The sequence below is a fragment of the Pseudomonas paraeruginosa genome (genome assembly GCF_003025345.2).
GTDB classification, from domain to species: Bacteria; Pseudomonadota; Gammaproteobacteria; order Pseudomonadales; family Pseudomonadaceae; genus Pseudomonas; species Pseudomonas paraeruginosa.
On sequence record NZ_CP020560.1, the window covers coordinates 2,792,031 to 2,811,493 of the forward strand.

A 19,463-nucleotide genomic window follows, 5' to 3' on the forward strand; every position below is an offset into this window, starting at 1 on the left:
CGTCCGGCAAAAGCGCCGGGGGGCGATAAATTCGGCGGCCGGCCGTTCGTTGCGTTTAAGTGAGAGCGACGCTCGAGCGGGTTCCCCGGGAAGCCCTTGTCGAGTCCAACACTGTGCCGGAGCACGCGCTCAAGTCCGACCCATTCCCTTGAGAAAGACGAGATGACGAAAAGGAAATTAGCCTATATCTGGTCCCTGAGAAACGCCGCCGCCGACAAGGCCGGGCAACAGGTGGCCTACAAGGGCGAGCTGCGCTACATGAAGTCCCCGCTGGAATTTCTCGCCGAATCGCTGAACCGGACGGCGCTGGGGGACGCCTACGAACTGGTCGGGGTGATCTACGACGACGATCCGGAGCTGCCCCGCGACCAGCAGAAGATCGAGGACTACGGATTCGCCTACCGGCCTGGCCAGCAGTGGTTCTACCCGGCGGAACTGGAGGTACAGGGGCGGCGCATGAACGACCTGCTGCTGAACGTGCCATCCACCTACCGTCGCCATCCGCGCGGGACCGCGGAGCACGTGGCCGGCAAGCGTGACTTCGAGCGACGCCTGTACGAGACGCTGGTGGAGCTGCGCGCCGAGGTCGTCGTCCTCGACGGCCTGCTGGTCATCCTCGATGAGCTGGTGCGGCCCGGGGCGCCATTCGCCCGGCGGATCATGAATATCCATCCCGGGGTCACCCGCGCCGACTCGCCCTACGAACGGCGCGGCGCCTGGGCGACCCTGGATGCATTGCATGGCGCGCGGGGAGAGAAGATCGTCGACTGGGCGACGATGGAAAGCGTGCCGGTCGAACCCTTGTACCTGACTGGCGCCTCGTTCCACTACGTGGACAATGGCATCGATTCCGGCGAGGTCTTCCATGACGTGCTGAAAACGAAGATATCTCCCGACGACACCATCCTCGAACTGCGCTGGAACAACTTCAACGACAGTCTGTTCCCGGCCTTGCACGAAGGCCTGGCGCTGCTGGCCGAGAAGGACTGAAAACCCCTGGTCGCGGATGCGCAAGGGCCGGAGCGACGCGGGTCGCTCCGGCCCTTCTTCGTCCGTCTCAGAGTTCGCGGGCCACGCGGAAGCCGATCCAGTCGCCACGGGCGTCGGGGTAGGCATTGTTGCGGTTGCCCGAGCGCGAGAAGATCGGCGGCTCGCCCCAGTCGTTGCCGCGGATCTGCACCAGTTCGCACTTGTCCTCCATCCACGCGCTGCCGTCGCCCGGCGCGCCGTTGTAGTGGTCGTGCCAGCAATCGGCGACCCACTCGTAGACGTTGCCGTGCATGTCGTAGACGCCGAAGGCGTTGGGCGGGAAGCTGCCCACCGGCGAGGTGAAGTTGTAGCCATCGCTGGCGCCGTAGGTGTTGGCGTGCTTGGCGATGCTGTATTCCTTGCCTTCGTCGAACGGGAAGGGGAAGGGGCCGGCGCTGCCGGCGCGAGCGCCGTACTCGCGCTCGGCCTCGCTGAGCATGCGGTAGTGCTTGCCGGTCTTCTTCGACAGCCAGGCGGCGTAGTTCTTCACGTCGTTGTAGTCGACGCACACCGCCGGCTGGCGAGGGCCTTGCTTGTAGCGCGGCTTGCCGGCGATGCATTCGCGGCCGGGGCGGGTATCGCCGTCGGCCAGCTTGACGCCGGTGGCTTTCAGGTACGCGTCCAGTTCGCCGGCGGTGACCTGGTAGCGGCTGATGGCGAACGGCCTGGCGAAGGTCACGCGGTGCAGCGGGCCTTCGTCGGGCTGGCGGCCGACCTCGTCGTCCGGGGTGCCCATGGTGAAGCTGCCAGCGGGCAGCACGACCATTTCCGGACAGTCCTTGCAATCCTTGAACACCGTGCCGGGTTTCTTCGCTTCGTCGGCGAAGGCGGGGGCGGCGGCGACGATCAGTGCGGCCAGGGCCAGGGGCGATAATGCGTGCATGGCGGTTCTCGTTGAGTGGCGAAAGGGGTCAGGCGAGCTGCGGGGCGAGGATTTCCAGCACCCGGTCGATCTCCGCCTCGTCGTTCAGCAGGCTCGGTGCCAGGCGCACCACCGGGCCGACGTCGCGATCCACGGCGTCGCTGATCACTCGATGGGCCATCAGGTGCCTGGCGAGCGCCTCGCACTCGCGGCCTTCGACGCGGAAGAAGGTGAAGCCCGAGGACAGCTCGGGGCTGGTCGGCGTGACCAGGCGTACCTTGGGATGCTCGCCCAGGCGTTGCTTGAGATAGGCGTTGAGCTGGTGGATACGCGCCTGGACCTCGGCCTTGCCTAAACGCAGGTGCAGCTCGAAGGCCGTGCCCAGGGCCAGGCGATGTTCGAAGGCGTGGTAGCCGCCGGGGGTCATCAGGGTGCCGAAGTTGTCGGCCCGGCTGAAGGTCGGGATGCTCGGCACCAGGTGCTCCTGGAGCTGCTCCGAGCGGGCGATGATGACCCCGGTGCCGCGCGGGCCGAACAGCCACTTGTGGGTGCCGGCAATGAAGTAGTCGCAGTCGAAGTCGGCGAAGCTGACGTCTTCCACGCCGAAACCATGCACGCCGTCGACCACGTAGATGATCCGGTCCTGTTCGTCGCGCTTCTGGTTGAGTTCGCGCACCAGCTTGCCGATCTCGCGGATCGGCAGCTTCACGCCGCTGCCCGACTGCACCCAGGTCATGCCCAGCACCCGGGTCTGCGGGCGGATCTGGGCGGCGATGCTGGAGAGGATCTCGTCGACGGAAACCCGGTGCGGGTCCTTGAACAGCGGAAACTCGCGGACCTGGGTACCCATGCGCTTGTGCCGGTACTCCAGGGTGGTGTAGGTGGAGTAGTGCTCGTGGGAGGAGGTCAGGATCTCCTTGCCCGGCTGCACCAGCAGACCGCCGTAGATCGCCGCCAGGCCGTCGGTGGTGCTGCCGGTGAGCGCCACCTGGCCAGGTTGCACGGCGAAGTAGCGACCTGCCCAGGCGCGAGCCTCGTCCTCGTATTTCCAGATTTCCTCGCGATGCCAGTCCACCGCTTCGCCCGGGTTGCGGTCGAAGCGGGCGCGCAAGCGCTCGATGGCCTCCCGGACTGGTCGGGGGTGGGAGGTGAGGAGGAAGTTCGCGAAGTGCAGATACTGCGGGTCGAGATCGAATTGCTGGCGCAGCGCTTTCCATTTATTGCCGGCGCCGCTCGGGGCGCCTTCGGCGCGCAGCGGCTGGGCTGCGGAAAGCAGCGGCAGGCCGGCGGCGAGAATGCCGGCCTGCTTGAGAAAGGTACGACGGTCGTTCATCGGGAGGTCCGTGGCGGGCGTGGTCAGGGGGTGGCTGTCGGCTTGGCGCGTTTCTGCACTTCGCCCCAGGCGCGGAGGAAGTTGCCTCCCCAGAGCTTGGCGATGTCGGCATCGGAATAACCGCGGGTGATCAGTTCGGCGGTGACGTTGCGGATTTCGCTGACATCCTTCCAGCCGTCCACGCCGCCGCCGTCGTTGAAGTCCGAGCTGATGCCCACGTGGTCGATGCCGACCTTCTTCACCGTGTAGTCGATGGCGTCCACCAGCTCCTTGAGGCCGGCCTTCGGCTCCTCTTCGAGGATGCCGTAGAGGGCGCTGGCGTATTCGCCGAAGCGTTGTTCCGGCCAGATGGCGATGATCGGGTCGCCCGGCATCAGGGCGTTGTCCAGGCCGTCGAGGGGTTGCAGGTCGAAGCGCGCGCGCAGGGCGTTGAGCTTGTCCAGGGTCGGTTTGCTCAGCGGGCGCAGGTAGGCGGGGAAGCCGACCACCTGGATCACGCCGCCGCTGTCCCTGATCAGTTGCATCTCGTGGTCGCTGAGGTTGCGCTTGATGTCCACCAGGGCGCGCGGCGCGGAGTGCGAGGCGATGATGGGCGCGCGGCTGAGGGCGGCGACCTGTTCCAGGGCCTTGGTCGACATCTGCGAGACGTCGATGATCACCCCGAGATCGTTGAGCCGTTCGACCGCCTGCTTGCCTAGCGGGGAGAGGCCGCCCAAGGCATCCGCCGTATCGTTGAAGAACGGCAAGGGCCGCGACGAGTCGGCCCAGTCGTTGTTGCCAACGTAGCTGAAGCCGAACATGCGTACGCCGCGGGCGGCCCATTTGTCCAGCTGGGAAAGGTCGTCGCCCAGCGGGTAGGCATTGAGCATGCTCATGACAATGGCGAACTTGCCTTCCATCGCCAGGCGGCGGAAGTCCTCGGGGGAGTAGGCGATGCCGACCTGGTTGGGGAAGTCGCGGACCATGCCGGTGAGAATCTTGTAACGAATTTCCTGCTGGTGGCGGGCCTCGTCGACGAATCCCGGAGTCGGCTTGTGCGGCGCGTCGGGGCCGTTCCACATCTCCGGCCAGCCGAAGATCGCCAGGGCCGCGCCGGACAGGCGTCCGCGGCCGGCCTTGACCAGGTCCAACTGGCCCGGTCCGTCCTTGTCCACCTCGTTGCCGGTGGTGCCGAAGTCCAGTGGCACGGTGATCCGGCTGTCGAAGGAGAGGATGCGTTCGTGCAGTTCCTCGGCGTGCTGCATGACCTTGCGCGGGTAGCCGGCGTTGTCCAGCCACTGGGTCCAGGCCAGCCAGCCGCCGATGGCCAGCAGGACGATGAGCAGTGGCAGGCCGAGGTAAAGCGCCGTTCTTTTGCGAGTTCTAGTCATTGCCGTCCCAGTCAGGTTCGAAATCGGTGGGCGCCGGTCGTTCTGTGTCGCGGAGCGGGGCACCTGTCAGGGTGGGACGAGGGCAAGGGCGGAAAATTTAGCGGGCCGGCGAATTCGCCGGGTGCCGCCAGCGACGCCGGCTCCGGTAAATTTGCCGATGGACGGAACGTTCTAGCTGGATAAAGCGGGTTCCATGGCTGAACAGGTAGGACGATGACGGTTTCTCGACGCGGATTCATGGCGGGTTTGGCGCTCACCGGAGCGGCTGCCCTGCCGGTGGCTTACTACACACATCGTCATCTGGTCCGCCTGCGCGAAGACGAGGAGCACCCGGCCACACCCGGCGAAGCGACGCTGGACCTGGCCGCCACCGAGGCCATGCGCCTGGGCGACCGCCTGCGCGGCATCTGGGACCTGCGCCTGCTCGGCGCCGACGCTGGCCTGCCGGGGTTGCCGCTGGAGGGGTTGGAACTGGTGCTCGACGTGGCGCCCAGAGGGCTGGGCCTGATCGGCTACCTGGATACTCCGGAGCGCCTGAGAGCATCGCAGGAACCGCGCTTCCGCCTGCTTGGCGACCTGGTCGGTGCGCGCTCCGCACGCATCCGCTGGCGCCTGGTGGACGGCAACGCCGCATCGATGACACCGAGCTACGATTGCTCGGCGGTGTTCGACGAAGTCTGGGACAACCTGGCCAATGCCGGCGACGGCACCCTCAGCGGTCGCCTCGAGCGTCTCGAGCGCTCGCCGCTGCAGGCGCAGGAGGATTTCCGCTTCGTGGCGGTCAAGCGCCCGTTTCCGCTGGCTCGCGAGCGCATCGGCCTCAACGAGCGCTTGCTCGCCTGGCTGGTCTCGCCGCAGCATCGCCTGTTCCACCAGCTCTGGCACGCCTCGCGGGACAAGTGGCACCGGCTTTCCGAGAAGCAGCGCAACGCCCTGCGCGGCGTCGGCTGGCAACCCGGCCCGCTGGACCGTGAGCGCGACGCCCGTGGCCGGCACAAGGACCGCAACGCCTCCGGCATCGACTTCTTCTTCATGCACCGGCACATGCTGCACACCGCACGCTCGATGCAGGACCTGCCGTCCTGGCGGCGCCTGCCGCTGCCGGGCGTACCGCTGGCCCACGACCGGGTCGGCTTCCTGCGCTACTTCGACAATCCCGACGGCTGTTCCGTCCCGCCGGCCTGGGTCGCGGTGGACGACGACGAATACACCGAGTGGCTGCGTGGGCTGAAGAGCGACGAGGGCTATCACGCCAATTTCCTGGTCTGGGAGTCGCAATACCAGGACCCGGAATACCTGGCGAAACTGACGCTCGGTCAGTTCGGCTCGGAGATGGAGCTGGGCATGCACGACTGGCTGCACATGCGCTGGGCTTCGGTTACCCGCGATCCCTCCAATGGCGCGCCGGTGATGAGCGACCGGGTGCCATCGGACTTTTCCCCGCGTTGGTTCCGCCCGGAAAACGACTTCCTCGGCGATCCGTTCTCGTCCCATGTGAATCCGGTGTTCTGGTCCTTCCACGGCTGGATCGACGACCGCATCGAGGATTGGTATCGCGCCCACGAGCGTTTCCATCCTGGCGAAGTGCAGCGCAGCGAAGTGGAGGGCATCCAATGGTTCGCGCCCGGTCGATGGGTCGAGGTCGGCGATCCCTGGCTGGGTCCGGCGACCCATGGATGCGGCCTGTCGGATCTGCAGGCGAGCAGCAACTCGGTGGAGCTGGACGTGGAAACCATGAAGCTGGCCTTGCGCATCATCTTCAGCGAAGAAGACCAGCTGAGCGGCTGGCTCAAGCGTGCGCCGCGGCGGCCCTGGTACGCGCGCAACCTGAAGCTGGCACGCGACCAGCTCAGGCGCTGAACGGCGAAAGAGCGAGTAAGGATGGAGAGGCCCGCGCAACGCGGGCCTCAGTCTTTCCGCACGAGATTCTCGCGGTCGCTCTGCCAGCCGCCGCCGAGGGCCTTGTACAGGCCGACCGAGGCCTGCAGGCGGGCCAGCCGCAGTTGCACGGCGGCATCCTGCGCCGCGTACAGCGTGCGTTGCGTTTCGAGGACCGTCAGCAGGGTTTCCGCGCCGGCCTGGTAGCGGCTGTCGGAGAGGTCGAAGGCGCGCTGCGCCTGCTCCAGTTCCTGCTGCTGCCAGTGCAGTTGCCGGTCGAGGCCGTCGATGCTGTTCAGCGAGCGCTCGGTGTCGGCAAAGGCGGTGAGGATCGCCTTGCGGTAGGTTTCCAGCAGTTCTTCCTGGCGCGCCAGACTGCGGTCGCGCTCGGCGCGCAGGCGGCCGTGGTTGAAGATCGGTGCGAGCAGGTTGGCGCCGAGGTTGTAGTAGGGGCTGCGGAAAGTGTCGGCGGCGCGGTTGGCGCCGGACGACAGCGAGGCGCTCAGGGTCAGCCTGGGGAACAGCGCCGCGCGTGCCACCTGGACGTCGGCCTGGGCCGCGGCCAGTTGCGCTTCGGCGTTGGCGATGTCGGGACGGCGACCGAGCAGTTCGCTCGGCAGGCCCGCTCCGGTCTCCGGCCAGCGCAGGCTATCGAAAGGCCGTTCGGCCACCCGCAGGTCCTGCACCGGCTCGCCGATCAGGGTGGCCAGGGTAATCAGCGCTTCATGGGTCTGCTGTTCGAGCAGCGGCAGCTGCTTGCGCTGGCTGGCGACCAGGCTGCTCTGCTGGGCGACCTCCAGGGCGGTGGCCGAGCCGGCGGCGTGACGGGTCTCCACCAGGCGCAGGACGTGCTCGGCGTTGTCCAGGTTGAGCCTGGCGATGCGCTGCTGTTCGCGCAGCGCCAATAGCTGCAGGTAGCTGTTGGCGACGCCGGAGAGCAGGGTCAGTTCTACCGTGGCGCGGTCGTACTCGCTGGCCTTGAGGCTTTCCAGGGCGCTGCGGTAGGCAGCCCGGCGACCGCCCCAGAAGTCCACTTCGTAGCTGGCGCTGAGGCCGGCGGAGAAGGAGTCGACGGCGTCGTTGTCGGAGGTCGCGTCGGTACCGCTGTAGCCCGAGCCGCGCAGGAGTTTCTGCCGGCTGGCGCCGAGCGTCGCATTCAACTCGGGCAGCAACGGCGCGCCGGCGATCACCGCCGAGGCCTGGGCCTGGCGCACGCGGGCTACCGCGGCGCCGAGATCCTGGCTGTTCATCAGGGCGCGTTGCAGCAGGCTGTCCAGCTCCGGCGCGCCGAAGGCCTTCCACCACTGGCGGATATCGCTGGCATCGCTGCGCTCGGCCGCCAGGTAGCGCCACTGGGCGGGCGCGGCCAGGCCGCTGTCGAGGGGCGCCGGCGCGCTGCCGCAGGCGCCGAGCAGCAGGCAGGCGGAAAGCAGGGAAAGATTCTTCATGGACATGTCCGTCATTGGCTGGCCAGGGCGGCCACCGGGTCCAGCTGGGCGGCCTTGCGCGCCGGCATGAAGCCGAACACCAGGCCGGTGACCAGCGCGCAGCCGAAGGCGCCGACGATGGCCGACAGGGAAAAGGCCACCGCGACCTGGCCGAGCAGCAACACGCCGCCGATGCTCAGGGCCAGGGCGATCCCGGCCAGGCCGCCGACCACCGAGAGCATCGCCGCCTCGGTGAGGAACTGGCGGAGGATATCGCCCTGGCGGGCGCCGGTGGCCATGCGGATGCCGATCTCGCGGGTGCGTTCGCGCACGGTCATGAGCATGATGTTCATCACCCCGATCCCGCCCACCAGCAGGGAGATCGCGGCGATCGAGCCGAGCATCAGCGACAGGGTGTTCTGGGTCGCCGCCTCGGCCTGGATCATCGCCGCGTTGTTGGTCAGCGCGTAGTCGCGCTGGCCGCGGTGCAGGCGCAGCATCAACTGGTCGATGGCGCGCTCGGCCTGGTGCACGCGCTGGGCGTCGGCGGCGGCGATGATCACGTACTCGGGGTTGCGCGTGCCGAACAGGCGGATGCTGGCGGCGGAGTAGGGGATGGCGATGCGGTTGTCGGCGTCCTGGTCGCCGGAGCTGGAACCTTTCTCGGCGAGCACGCCGATGACCTGGAACGGCACGTTCTCGATGAGGATGTAGCGGCCGATCGGGCTGGCGCTGCCGAACAGCTTCTTGCGCACCTTGTAGCCGATCACCGCGACCGTGGTGGCGGCGGCCTCGTCGCGCTCGGTGAAGTAGCTGCCCTCGGCCACCGGCCAGTTGAGGATTTCCGGGAAGTCGGTGTTGTTGCCGCCGACGTAGGCGTGGTAGTCGATGTTGCCGTAGCGCACCACCAGCTCGCCGCCGTTCACCGGCATGACCTTCTTCACCTGGGGCAGGGTGGCGATGGCGGCGACGTCGTCGCTGCTGACGATGCCCATCGGCGCGCGCGGGTTCGGCGAGTCGCCGCTGAGATAGATGATGTTCGAGCCGAACGCGCCCATCTGCGCCATCACCTGGCGCTTGCTGCCCTCGCCGACGGCGAGCATGACCACCACCGAGGCGACGCCGATGATGATCCCGAGCAGGGTCAGCGCGGTGCGGAACCGATTGATCCACATCACCCGCCAGGCGGCGCGCACCGCCTCCAGCAGTTCGGCGCGCCAGGCCCCAGAGGGTTCGCTGCTGCCCTCGGCGAGGCGCTGGCTGAGATCGTCGGCCTGCAGGTGGCGCCCGACGCCGGCGCTCGGGTGCGCCGGGCGGTCGTCGTTGGCGCTGTCGCTGACGATCTCGCCGTCGCGCACCTCGATGATGCGCTTGGCGCGGGCGGCGACGTCGCGGTCGTGGGTGATCAGGATCACCACGTGGCCCTGGCCGGCCAGTTCGTCGAGCAGCGCCATGACTTCCGCGCCGCTGTGGCTGTCGAGGGCGCCGGTGGGCTCGTCGGCGAGGATGATATGGCCGCCGTTCATCAGCGCGCGGGCGATCGAGACCCGTTGCTGCTGGCCGCCGGACAGCTGGTGCGGACGGTTGGCGGTGCGCTCGGCCAGGCCCAGGCGTTCGAGCAGGGCCCGCGCACGGGTGTGTCGCTCGCTCGCCGGGGTGCCGGCGTAGATCGCCGGCATCTCGACGTTCTCCTGGGCCGAGGCGGAGGGGATCAGGTGATAGCCCTGGAACACGAAGCCGAACGCCTCGCGGCGCAGCCAGGCCTGCTCGTCGCTGTCCAGTTCGGCGACGTCGTGGCCGGCGAAGTGGTAGCTGCCGGAGCTGGGCCGGTCGAGGCAGCCGAGGATGTTCATCAGGGTCGACTTGCCGGAGCCGGAGGCGCCGACGATGGCGACGAACTCGCCGGCGTGGATCGACAGCGATACGCCCTTGAGTACCTCGACTTCCGGAGTGCCGTTGCCGCCGTAGCGCTTGCGGATGTCGCGCAGTTCGATCAGAGGGACGGGCTGCTTGGCGTTTTCCATCAGCTGTCGCTGCCGTCGGGAACGGCCATCAGCAGGCGGTCGCCTTCCTCCAGGCCGGCAAGTACCTGCACCCGCAGGCGGTCGCTGATGCCGGTCCTGATCTGGCGGCTCTGCGGCTTGCCGTTGCTGCCGACCACCCAGGCGACCTGGCCGCCCTTGCCGTCGTCGTGAATGGCGGCGACCGGTGCGGTGAGGATGTTTTCCGCGGTGGCGGCGACGAAGAACACTTGGGCGGTCATTTCCGCCATCAGTTGGTGGTCGCCGTTGTCCACGTCGACCAGCACGGTATACAGCACCACCCGGCCGCTGCCGCTCTGCCCGCCGCTGCCGCTGGTGGGGCTGCCGCCGCCCTGGTTGCTCTGATCCAGCGGCTTGGGCGGCACCGGGAGGATCTGCCGGACCTTGCCGGTCCAGCGCCGGCCTTCGCCGCTGAGAGTCGTGAAGTAGGCCGGCATGCCGGGCTTGACCCGGCCGATGTCGGCTTCGGAGACCTGGGCCCAGACGGTCATCGGCGACAATCTGGCGATCCGCAGGATCAGCGGGGTCTGCTGCTGGGCGTTGAGGGTCTGGCCTTCGCGCGCATCGACGGCCACCACCGTGCCGGACATCGGTGCGTAGATGCGGGTATAGCCGAGTTCGGCTTCGTCGCTGCGCAGCGAGGCCTGGGCCTGGCGGATCTGCGCCTGGTACATGTCGATCCGCGCCTGGGTGGCGAGCATCTGCGCCTGGGCGCTCTGCACGTCCTCGGTGCGCGTTGCGCCGCCGGCGGCCAGTCGCTGCTGGCGCTGGTACTGCTGGCGAGCGAGGGTGTACTGGGCGCGTTGCTCGGCCAGTTGTGCCTTGAGCATCTCGATCGAATAGCGGCCGGCATCCACCTTGGCCTGCTGGGTGGAGGGGTCGATCTCGACCAGCAACTGGCCCTCCGTCACATCGTCGCCGGCCTCGACGTGCAACTTGCGGATCTGCCCGGAGGCCTGGGCGCCGACGTCGACGTAGCGCCGCGGCTGCAGGGTGCCGAGCGCCGAGACGCTGCTCTCGATGCTGCCGCGGCTGACGCTCACGGTATCGAAGCTGGTGCTGCGGAACGGGTAGGCCTGCCAGGCGGCCAGGGCGATCAGGGGGCTGAGGCAGACTGCGACGAGCAGTGCGCGACGAGTACTACGGGTTCGTCTCATTCGGGAATCCGGCCGGTGCGTGGAGAGACCGCCGTTGTATGTCGGGCGGGCTGGCGCTCCCAGGTATACGAAGGCGGAAGCGGATAATTTAGCGCCGGCTCAGAGTTGGGCGTAGCGGCTGCTGATGCGGATGCTGCCGTCGTCGCGGTGCTCGAGGTCGACCGGCAGGACCTTCGGCAGGGCCTCGACCAGGTTGCGTATCTCGCGGGTGCTGTAGATGCCGCCGATGCGCAGTTCGGCGCTGGCCTTGTCGGTAAGGACCAGCGGATGTTCCAGGTAGCGATTGATCAGCGGCAGGGCCTGGGCCAGTGGCAGGTCGTCGAGAACCAGGCGACCTTCGCGCCAGGCCAGGGCCTGATGGGTGTCGACCGCCTCGACCAGTGGTTGCAGCAGTCCGGGGTAGTAGCTTGCCTGCATGCCCGGGGTCAGGCTGCTGTCGTTGCCCGATCCTTCGCTGCGAACCTTCACCGAGCCTTCGGTCACGGTGACGACGACGTTGTCCTGGTACTTCCAGACATTGAAGCGGGTGCCGGTGACGGTGATCGAGCCCTTGCCGGCTCTGACCACGAATGGATGGGCCGTATCGTGGGTGACATGGAAATAGGCCTCGCCCTCGTCCAGGGCGACGCGGCGGATGTCCCTGAAGTTGGCGAAGCTGAGGCGGGTCTTGAGATCAAGCTCTACCTCGCTGCCGTCGGGAAGGGTGACGTGGCGGATGTTGTCCTGCGCCGCGTAGCGCTGGTAGCTGGAAGGTATCCAGCCCTGCAGCCAGCCCAGGTAGGCGGAGGCGGGGAGCAGGAACAAGGCGAGCGCGGCGGCTCGCGCCTGGCTTTTCCAGTGGCGCCGGCGGGACGCCCGCGGGCGTGGCCGTGCCTGGACGGTCGCCGGGGCGGCGGGGCGGCGGGGGAGCAACTCGCTGAGCTGCCAGATTTCTTCCATTGCCGCGTATTCGTCGGCGTGCCTCGGGTCGCTCGCCAGCCAGCGACGGAACTCGGCGCGCTCTTCCTCGCTGCAGTCCTCGGCATGCAGGCGCATGCACCAGTGAGCGGCGTCCTGGACCAGGGTGTCGCTGTCGGCGGGGAGGGGTGTCTTCATCGAGGGTTCCGTTTGCGCCTGTCGTCTCTCTTGGATGGCAAGGCTTTAAAGCTGGATGAGAATTATTATAAATTTAATGATTTCAGGCTGCCAACATCGCCTGTGGGGTTTCCCATTCGGTCAAGGATAGCGCTCACGCGGTAGCGAGCAGGAGTTGTCTTGGAAAACCATTATCGGGAGCTGTTGCGTTTCCTCTGCGCCAGGCTCGGAGACCGGCAGGCAGCGGCCGACGTTGCTCACGACGCGTATTTGCGCGTGCTGGAGCGCTCCAGTCAAGCGCGAATCGAGCATCCGCGGGCGTTCCTGTACCGGACGGCGCTCAATCTCGCGGTCGACGAACATCGCCGCAGCCGGGTGCGCAAGGCCGAGCCCTTGCACGTCCTCGACGAGGAGGAGGGTATGTCCGAGCCTTCCCCCCAGGTGCTCGAGGACCAGCGCCAGCGCCTGGACCTGCTGTCCCTGGCGCTGAACGAGTTGCCGCCGCTGTGTCGCGAGTCCTTTCTCCTGCGCAAGCTGGAAGGGCTTTCCCACAACGAGATAGCGGAGCACCTGAATATCTCCCGCAGCCTCGTGGAAAAGCACATCGTCAATGCGATGAAACACTGCCGCCTGCGCATGCGAGCCTGGGAGTCCAGTTGATCCAGCGCGGTTAAATTTCGTTTCCCGGTCCTCGTTCCTAGTCAACAGACGCCCTTACGGGCCGCTCTTGACCTATCGCTCCCCGGTTTCGGGAGCCTATCCAGAGGACACTGGAAATGACCCAGGCTACAGCAACCGCCGTCGTTCACGACCTTATCGGTATCGGTTTCGGCCCTTCGAACATCGCCCTGGCGATCGCCCTTGAGGAACGCGCGAAGACCCAGGGGGAACTGCAAGTCCTGTTCCTCGACAAGCAGGCCGACTATCGCTGGCACGGCAATACCCTGGTCAGCCAGAGCGAACTGCAGATTTCCTTCCTCAAGGACCTGGTGTCCCTGCGCAACCCGACCAGCCCGTATTCCTTCGTCAACTACCTGCACAAGCATGGGCGCCTGGTGGACTTCATCAACCTGGGCACCTTCTATCCCTGCCGCATGGAATTCAACGACTACCTGCGCTGGGTCGCCGGGCATTTCGCCGAGCAGAGCCGTTACGGCGAGGAGGTACTGTCGGTCGAGCCGATGCTGGTCGAGCGCAAGGTCGAGGCGCTGCGGGTGACTTCACGCAACGCCGAAGGCGAGGAACTGGTGCGGACCACTCGCTCGGTGGTGGTCAGCGCCGGCGGTACCCCGCGCATTCCCCTGGCGTTCCGCCACCTAAAAGACGATGGCAGGGTCTTCCACCATTCGCAGTACCTGGAGCGCATGCTCAAGCAGCCCTGTGTCAACGGCCAGCCGATGAAAGTCGCGATCATCGGCGGCGGACAGAGTGCCGCCGAAGCCTTCATCGACCTCAACGACAGCTATCCATCGGTACAGGTCGACCTGATCCTGCGCGGTTCGGCGCTGAAGCCGGCGGACGACAGCCCGTTCGTCAACGAAGTGTTCGCGCCCGAGTTCACCGACCTGATCTACAACCAGGAAGGCGCGGAGCGTGAGCGCCTGGTGCGCGAGTACCACAACACCAACTATTCGGTGGTGGATATCGACCTGATCGAGCGTATTTACGGCATCTTCTATCGCCAGAAGGTTTCCGGAGTCCCGCGCCACGCCTTCCGCAGCCTGCGCTCGGTGGAGAAGGCCTCGGCAGGCGCCGAGGGCATCGAGCTGGCGTTGCGCAATACCGCCAATGGCGAACTGAGCGTGCAGCGCTACGACCTGGTGATCCTCGCCACCGGCTACGAGCGGCAACTGCACCGTCAACTGCTGGAGCCGATGGCCGACTACCTCGGCGACTTCGAGGTCGACCGCAACTATCGCCTGATCACCGACCAGCGTTGCCAGGCATCGATCTACATGCAGGGCTTCTGCCAGGCCAGCCACGGCCTCAGCGACACCCTGCTGTCGGTGCTGCCGGTGCGCGCCGAGGAAATCTCCGGCTCGCTCTACCAGCACCTGAAGCCGGGTGCTCCGGCCCGTGCCTTGCACGAGCACGCCCTGGCCAGTTGACCGGCGTCACGCCGCCACGCCCTGTGTTGCCTGTTTCCCCGCCAGGGGATGTCCGGCACGCAGGGCGTTTTCGTTGCATGTTCCGGCCGTTCCGGCCACCACTTTGCAGAGAAACGACATCGATGGGGATGCGTACCGTATTGACCGGCCTGGCCGGCATGCTGTTGGGTTCGATGATGCCGGTCCAGGCCGATGTGGCCCGGCCGACCGGGCTGGCCGCGGACATCCGCTGGACCGCCTATGGCGTGCCGCACATCCGCGCCAGGGATGAGCGCGGCCTGGGCTACGGCATCGGCTACGCCTACGCGCGCGACAACGCCTGCCTGCTGGCCGAGGAGATCGTCACCGCGCGCGGCGAGCGGGCGCGCTATTTCGGCAGCGAGGGCAAGTCCTCGGCCGAACTGGACAACCTGCCGTCCGACATCTTCTACGCCTGGCTCAACCAGCCCGAGGCACTGCAGGCCTTCTGGCAGGCGCAGACGCCCGCGGTGCGCCAGTTGCTCGAAGGCTACGCCGCCGGTTTCAACCGCTTCCTCCGCGAGGCCGACGGCAAGACCACCAGTTGCCTCGGCCAGCCCTGGCTGCGGGCCATCGCTACCGATGACCTGCTGCGCCTGACCCGGCGCCTGCTGGTGGAAGGCGGGGTCGGCCAGTTCGCCGACGCGTTGGTGGCCGCCGCGCCGCCCGACGCGGAGAAGGTCGCCCTGAGCGGCGAGCGGGCGTTCCAGGTGGCCGAGCAGCGGCGCCAGCGCTTTCGTCTGGAGCGTGGCAGCAACGCCATCGCCGTTGGCAGCGAGCGCTCGGTGGACGGCAGGGGCATGCTGCTGGCCAACCCGCATTTCCCCTGGAATGGCGCGATGCGTTTCTACCAGATGCACCTGACCATTCCCGGCCGGCTCGACGTGATGGGCGCCTCGCTGCCCGGTCTGCCGGTGGTCAACATCGGCTTCAGCCGCCACCTGGCCTGGACCCACACGGTGGATACCTCCAGCCACTTCACCCTGTATCGCCTGGCGCTGGACCCGAAGGACCCGCGGCGCTACCTGGTCGACGGTCGTTCGCTGCCGCTGGAGGAGAAGTCCATCGCGATCGAGGTGCGCGGCGCCGACGGCAAGTTGTCGCGCGTCGAGCACAAGGTCTACCAGTCGCTCTACGGGCCGCTGGTGGTCTGGCCCGGCAAGCTGGACTGGAACAAGGGCGAAGCCTACGCCCTGCGCGACGCCAACCTGGAGAACACCCGGGTATTGCAGCAGTGGTACTCGATCAACCAGGCCCGCGACGTTGCCGATCTGCGCCGGCGGGTCGAGACGTTGCAGGGAATTCCCTGGGTCAACACCCTGGCTGCGGACGAGCAGGGCAACGCCCTGTACATGAACCAGTCGGTGGTGCCCTACCTGAAGCCGGAGCTGATTTCCGCCTGCGCCATTCCGCAGCTGGTCGCCGAAGGCCTGCCGGCCCTGCAGGGGCAGGACAGCCGCTGCGCCTGGAGCCGCGATCCGGCCGCTGCCCAGGCCGGCATCACTCCGGCTACGCAACTGCCGGTGCTGCTGCGCAAGGACTTCGTACAGAACTCCAACGACAGCGCCTGGCTGACCAACCCGGCCAGCCCGCTGCAGGGCTTCTCGCCGCTGGTCAGCCAGGAGAAACCCATCGGCCCGCGGGCGCGCTACGCCCTGAGCCGGCTGCAGGGCAAGCGGCCGCTGGAGGCCGGGATGCTCGAGGAAATGGTCACCGCCAACCATGTCTACAGCGCCGACCAGGTGCTCCCGGACCTGCTCCGCCTGTGCCACGACAACCCGCAGCAGAAGGCGCTGGAGCAAGCCTGCGCGGCCCTGGCGCAATGGGACCGCAGCGCCAACCTCGACAGCGGCAGCGGCTTCGTCTACTTCCTGCATTTCATGCAGCGTTTCGGCGAGCTGGACGACGCCTGGAAGGAGCCGTTCGACCCGCAACGTCCGCTCGACACGCCGAACGGCATCGCCCTGGACAAGCCTGCGGTGGCCACCCAGGTACGCCAGGCGCTGCTCCAGGCCGCGGCGGAGGTGGAGGCGCTGGGCATTCCCCGTGGCGCGCGCTGGGGCGACCTGCAGCTCAGCACCCGCGGCCAGGAGCGCATCGCGATTCCCGGCGGCGACGGCCATTTCGGCGTCTACAACGCGATCCAGAGCGTCCGCAAGGGCGATCACCTGGAGGTGGTCGGCGGCACCAGCTACATCCAGTTGGTCACCTTCCCCGAGGGCGGGCCGCGGGCGCGCGGGCTGCTGGCCTTCTCCCAGTCCAGCGATCCGCGCTCGCCGCATTATCGCGACCAGACCGAGCTGTTTTCCCGCCAGCAATGGCAGGCGTTGCCCTTCAGCGACCGGCAGATCGATACCGATCCACAGCTGCAAAGGATGAGCATTAGCGAATGATAAGCAATGACTATCAGAATTGATGGGAAAATTCCTGACGGTTTTTTCGCGCTCGTTCGTCTTTAACCATAGAGGCGGCTGACGGCCGCTCAGTGCCAGGGAACACGTGCAGGCAGCGGGCAGGGATGCTCGGCTTCGGCGGGGACCCGCTACCCATTCGTCCACGAAAGGAGCGTCACGATGACCCATTCGCCCGTCAAGCAGATGTTGAAGGAGGCCGGCCTGAAGATGAGCCTGGCCCGGCTGAAAGTGATCGATGCGCTGTGGGAAGCTTCCGGGGAACAGGGCCGGGTACCGATCCGGGCCCTCCACCAGCGTCTCTCCGAGACCGGCACGCCGCTGTCGCTGGTGAGCATCCGCCAGGTGCTCGGACGCCTGGTGGACAGCGGCCTGGTGACCCTCGACGAACAGGACGTCTACAGCCCCGGCCGGGCGTGTGCCGACGTTTCCGGCGGGCGCGGCGCGCCGGAGCGTCGCGAGGCGGCCAACGAGCAGCGGCTCTGATCCGCTATCCCTGACCTCGGGCAGCGGGTAAAGTCTGCCCCATGCTCAATCCCGACGATTTCCGTTTTCCTTCCATCGAAGCGTTGCAGGCGTTCGAGGCGGCTGCCCGGCTGGGCACCTTCGAGCGTGCCGCCGAACTCCTGTCGATCACCGGCAGCGCCGCCAGCAAGCGGGTCTCCGGTCTCGAGGGGATGCTCGGGGTCAATCTGCTGCAGCGTGATGGCCGCTCCCTGGCGCTGACCTCCCACGGCCGCGAGTACCTCGAACAGATCGCGCCGATCCTCGCCCAGCTCGCGGCGGTTCCGCTGCATCGTCGCCAGGTCCAGCGCCAGCAGCGGCTGACCCTGCGCACGCCGCCGACCTTCGCCCGGCAGATACTGATTCCGCGCCTGGCGTCCTTCGCCGAGGCCTGTCCGGAAATCGAGCTGGAGATCCTCCTGTCGAGTCCCTCGGACGGCCAGGACCTGCCGCTGGCCGACGTCGAGGTGCGCGGCGACAGCCATGGCGTGGCGGCCGGCGAGCGGCTGCTGGAGGAGCGCGTGCTGCCGCTGGCCGCGCCGGGGCTGCTGCTCGGCCTGCCGCGGCCCTGGATGCCATCGATGCTCGCCGGCCTGCCGCTGCTGCGCTCGCCGCTGGAGCCCTGGCAGCCCTGGTTCCGCGTGGCCGGGCTGGACTGGCCGGAGCCTTGCGCCGGGCCGCGCCTGCTCGATTTGGGCATGACCCTGGAGGCCGCGGCCAACGGCCAGGGCGTGGCCCTGGCGCGACCGTCGCTGGCACGCGCCTGGCTTGCCGAGGGGCGGCTGGTGGCGCTGTTCGCGCTGCGTTCGGCGCCCACCCATCACTATCATCTGCGCAGCCACCAGGCCTCGCCGGCCAGCCAGCGTTTCGCCGCCTGGCTGGCGGCGATCTGCCGCGAAGCGGTGGCCCAGGGCCGGGAATTCCTTCCGGCGGCGGACGACTGAAGCGGCGGAATTTCCTTCCGCCGATGCCGAGAATTATTCCGCCTGCGGCGGCGCGTCGCGCTCTACCATCCAGCCACCCCCGAAGGAGTGGACTGCATGAGCGTCATCACCGATATCGAAGACCTGCGCCGCCTGGCGCGCAAGCGCGTGCCACGGATGTTCTACGACTACGCCGACTCCGGTTCCTGGACCGAGGGCACCTACCGCGCCAACCAGGACGACTTCGCAGCGATCAAGCTGCGCCAGCGGGTCGCGCGCAACATCGAGAACCGCTCGCTGCGCACCCGCATGCTCGGCCAGGAGATGGCCATGCCGGTGGCCATCGCGCCCACCGGGTTGGCCGGCATGCAGCACGCCGACGGCGAGATCCTCGCCGCACGCGCCGCCGCCGAGTTCGGCGTGCGCTACACCCTGTCGACCATGAGCATCTGTTCCCTGGAGGACATCGCCACGGAAGTCGGCCAGCCGTTCTGGTTCCAGCTCTACGTGATGCGCGACCGCGATTTCATCGAACGCCTGATCGAGCGCGCCAGGGCCGCAGGCTGCGACGCGCTGGTGCTGACCCTCGACCTGCAGATCATCGGCCAGCGCCACAAGGACCTGAAGAACGGCCTCTCGGCGCCGCCGCGGCCGACCCTGGCCAACCTGCTGAACATCGCCACCAAGCCGCGCTGGGCACTGGGCATGCTCGGCACCCGGCGTCGCGGTTTCGGCAACATCGTCGGTCACGTCAAGGGCGTCGACGACATGGGCTCGCTGTCCGAGTGGACCGCTCGCCAGTTCGACCCACGGCTGAACTGGGGCGATGTCGAATGGATCAAGCGGCGCTGGGGCGGCAAGCTGGTGCTCAAGGGCATCCTCGACGCCGAGGACGCGCGCCTGGCCGCCGATTCCGGCGCGGACGCACTGATTGTCAGCAACCATGGCGGACGCCAGCTGGACGGGGCGCCTTCGACCATCAGCGCGCTGCCGGCGATCGTCGAGGCGGTGGGCGAGCGCATCGAGGTCTGGCTCGACAGCGGCATCCGTTCCGGGCAGGACGTGCTCAAGGCGATCGCCCTCGGCGCGCGCGGGACCATGATCGGCCGTCCCTATCTCTATGGGCTGGGCGCGCTGGGGCAGGCCGGGGTGACGCGGGCGCTGGAGATTATCGCCCGCGAGCTGGACCTGACCATGGCCTTCTGCGGGCATACCGACATCCGTGAGGTCGGCCGGGACATCCTGTTGCCGGGAACCTATCCGCGATAGCCGGGAACGGCGGCGGGAGGGAAGAGCGGAAGCCGCGCGGCTCGGCGGCCGCGCGGCA

General features: G+C 67.6%; 15 protein-coding genes. 8 read left to right on the plus strand and 7 right to left on the minus strand.

Translation table 11 applies throughout. The features are described from left to right. Window positions 1-162: 162 nt before the first annotated feature. Entirely contained in the window at window positions 163-990 is an 828-nt protein-coding gene (locus B7D75_RS13230; protein WP_034080605.1) for a N(5)-hydroxyornithine transformylase PvdF, read from the plus strand. A gap of 67 nt (window positions 991-1,057) precedes the next feature. Here the strand turns inward: B7D75_RS13230 and pvdO are convergent, their stop codons facing one another. Genes pvdO through pvdM form a run of 3 tightly spaced genes read right to left on the minus strand, consistent with a single transcriptional unit; the run spans window position 1,058 to window position 4,594 of the window. Then, the gene (pvdO, locus tag B7D75_RS13235) at window positions 1,058-1,912 is read right to left on the minus strand and encodes a dihydropyoverdine dehydrogenase (protein WP_058146001.1); all 855 of its coding nucleotides are present in this window, start codon (window positions 1,910-1,912) and stop codon (window positions 1,058-1,060) included. Between the two features lie 28 nt (window positions 1,913-1,940). Beyond that, entirely contained in the window at window positions 1,941-3,224 is a 1,284-nt protein-coding gene (gene pvdN, locus B7D75_RS13240; RefSeq protein WP_053817177.1) for a pyoverdine-tailoring periplasmic protein PvdN, read from the minus strand. Between the two features lie 23 nt (window positions 3,225-3,247). After that, window positions 3,248-4,594, minus strand: coding sequence for a pyoverdine-tailoring dipeptidase-like protein PvdM (gene pvdM / locus B7D75_RS13245; protein WP_107114101.1), 1,347 nt, complete (start codon window positions 4,592-4,594; stop codon window positions 3,248-3,250). Window positions 4,595-4,807: 213 nt separating this feature from the next. Here pvdM and pvdP point away from each other — a divergent pair, with 213 nt between their 5' ends. After that, on the plus strand, window positions 4,808-6,454 hold the full coding sequence (gene pvdP, locus B7D75_RS13250) for a pyoverdine maturation tyrosinase PvdP (RefSeq protein ID WP_107114102.1): 1,647 nt from the start codon (window positions 4,808-4,810) through the stop codon (window positions 6,452-6,454). Window positions 6,455-6,501: 47 nt separating this feature from the next. Here pvdP and ompQ read toward each other — a convergent pair whose 3' ends face one another. The 4 genes from ompQ to B7D75_RS13270 all read right to left on the minus strand — a co-directional run bounded on the left by ompQ (window position 6,502) and on the right by B7D75_RS13270 (window position 12,193). After that, complete coding sequence (ompQ, locus tag B7D75_RS13255) at window positions 6,502-7,926, minus strand: pyoverdine export/recycling transporter outer membrane subunit OmpQ (RefSeq protein ID WP_107114103.1); 1,425 nt, start codon at window positions 7,924-7,926, stop codon at window positions 6,502-6,504. Window positions 7,927-7,931: 5 nt separating this feature from the next. Beyond that, window positions 7,932-9,923, minus strand: a complete 1,992-nt coding sequence (pvdT, locus tag B7D75_RS13260; RefSeq protein WP_034080598.1) for a pyoverdine export/recycling transporter ATP-binding/permease subunit PvdT — start codon at window positions 9,921-9,923, stop codon at window positions 7,932-7,934. Next, complete coding sequence (pvdR, locus tag B7D75_RS13265) at window positions 9,923-11,098, minus strand: pyoverdine export/recycling transporter periplasmic adaptor subunit PvdR (RefSeq protein WP_012075673.1); 1,176 nt, start codon at window positions 11,096-11,098, stop codon at window positions 9,923-9,925. Before pvdR ends, pvdT begins: the two co-directional genes overlap by 1 nt. A gap of 99 nt (window positions 11,099-11,197) precedes the next feature. After that, window positions 11,198-12,193: a FecR family protein gene (locus tag B7D75_RS13270; protein ID WP_043103596.1), complete on the minus strand. Its 996-nt coding sequence runs from the start codon at window positions 12,191-12,193 to the stop codon at window positions 11,198-11,200. Between the two features lie 159 nt (window positions 12,194-12,352). Between B7D75_RS13270 and B7D75_RS13275 the strand changes: the two genes are divergently transcribed. From B7D75_RS13275 to lldA, 6 genes are all read left to right on the plus strand, one after another. Next, window positions 12,353-12,832, plus strand: coding sequence for a sigma-70 family RNA polymerase sigma factor (locus B7D75_RS13275; RefSeq protein ID WP_034082298.1), 480 nt, complete (start codon window positions 12,353-12,355; stop codon window positions 12,830-12,832). Between the two features lie 116 nt (window positions 12,833-12,948). Further along, on the plus strand, window positions 12,949-14,280 hold the full coding sequence (locus B7D75_RS13280; RefSeq protein ID WP_034082300.1) for a lysine N(6)-hydroxylase/L-ornithine N(5)-oxygenase family protein: 1,332 nt from the start codon (window positions 12,949-12,951) through the stop codon (window positions 14,278-14,280). Between the two features lie 122 nt (window positions 14,281-14,402). Continuing rightward, a complete protein-coding gene (gene pvdQ / locus B7D75_RS13285; RefSeq protein ID WP_107114104.1) occupies window positions 14,403-16,691 on the plus strand; it encodes a bifunctional acylase PvdQ in 2,289 nt (762 codons plus the stop codon). Between the two features lie 180 nt (window positions 16,692-16,871). Further along, window positions 16,872-17,195 carry a hypothetical protein gene (locus tag B7D75_RS13290; protein WP_003151868.1) on the plus strand — a complete coding sequence of 108 codons (324 nt, stop codon included), beginning with the start codon at window positions 16,872-16,874 and terminating at the stop codon, window positions 17,193-17,195. A 41-nt stretch (window positions 17,196-17,236) separates the two neighbouring features. Further along, on the plus strand, window positions 17,237-18,157 hold the full coding sequence (locus tag B7D75_RS13295; RefSeq protein ID WP_058135938.1) for a LysR substrate-binding domain-containing protein: 921 nt from the start codon (window positions 17,237-17,239) through the stop codon (window positions 18,155-18,157). A gap of 96 nt (window positions 18,158-18,253) precedes the next feature. Beyond that, window positions 18,254-19,405 (plus strand): L-lactate dehydrogenase LldA, encoded by a 1,152-nt coding sequence (gene lldA / locus B7D75_RS13300; RefSeq protein WP_012075679.1) that lies wholly within the window; start codon window positions 18,254-18,256, stop codon window positions 19,403-19,405. Window positions 19,406-19,463: the final 58 nt, after the last annotated feature.

What these genes read in the sequence shown, in the direction of transcription:
- pvdT (WP_034080598.1), bottom strand. Translation starts at nt 9,923, where the DNA reads ATGGAAAACGCCAAGCAGCCCGTCCCTCTGATCGAACTGCGCGACATC.
- pvdO (WP_058146001.1), bottom strand. Translation starts at nt 1,912, where the DNA reads ATGCACGCATTATCGCCCCTGGCCCTGGCCGCACTGATCGTCGCCGCC.
- B7D75_RS13290 (WP_003151868.1), top strand. Translation starts at nt 16,872, where the DNA reads ATGACCCATTCGCCCGTCAAGCAGATGTTGAAGGAGGCCGGCCTGAAG.
- B7D75_RS13280 (WP_034082300.1), top strand. Translation starts at nt 12,949, where the DNA reads ATGACCCAGGCTACAGCAACCGCCGTCGTTCACGACCTTATCGGTATC.
- ompQ (WP_107114103.1), bottom strand. Translation starts at nt 7,926, where the DNA reads ATGTCCATGAAGAATCTTTCCCTGCTTTCCGCCTGCCTGCTGCTCGGC.
- pvdP (WP_107114102.1), top strand. Translation starts at nt 4,808, where the DNA reads ATGACGGTTTCTCGACGCGGATTCATGGCGGGTTTGGCGCTCACCGGA.
- pvdN (WP_053817177.1), bottom strand. Translation starts at nt 3,224, where the DNA reads ATGAACGACCGTCGTACCTTTCTCAAGCAGGCCGGCATTCTCGCCGCC.
- lldA (WP_012075679.1), top strand. Translation starts at nt 18,254, where the DNA reads ATGAGCGTCATCACCGATATCGAAGACCTGCGCCGCCTGGCGCGCAAG.
- B7D75_RS13230 (WP_034080605.1), top strand. Translation starts at nt 163, where the DNA reads ATGACGAAAAGGAAATTAGCCTATATCTGGTCCCTGAGAAACGCCGCC.
- B7D75_RS13270 (WP_043103596.1), bottom strand. Translation starts at nt 12,193, where the DNA reads ATGAAGACACCCCTCCCCGCCGACAGCGACACCCTGGTCCAGGACGCC.
- B7D75_RS13295 (WP_058135938.1), top strand. Translation starts at nt 17,237, where the DNA reads ATGCTCAATCCCGACGATTTCCGTTTTCCTTCCATCGAAGCGTTGCAG.
- pvdR (WP_012075673.1), bottom strand. Translation starts at nt 11,098, where the DNA reads ATGAGACGAACCCGTAGTACTCGTCGCGCACTGCTCGTCGCAGTCTGC.
- pvdM (WP_107114101.1), bottom strand. Translation starts at nt 4,594, where the DNA reads ATGACTAGAACTCGCAAAAGAACGGCGCTTTACCTCGGCCTGCCACTG.
- pvdQ (WP_107114104.1), top strand. Translation starts at nt 14,403, where the DNA reads ATGGGGATGCGTACCGTATTGACCGGCCTGGCCGGCATGCTGTTGGGT.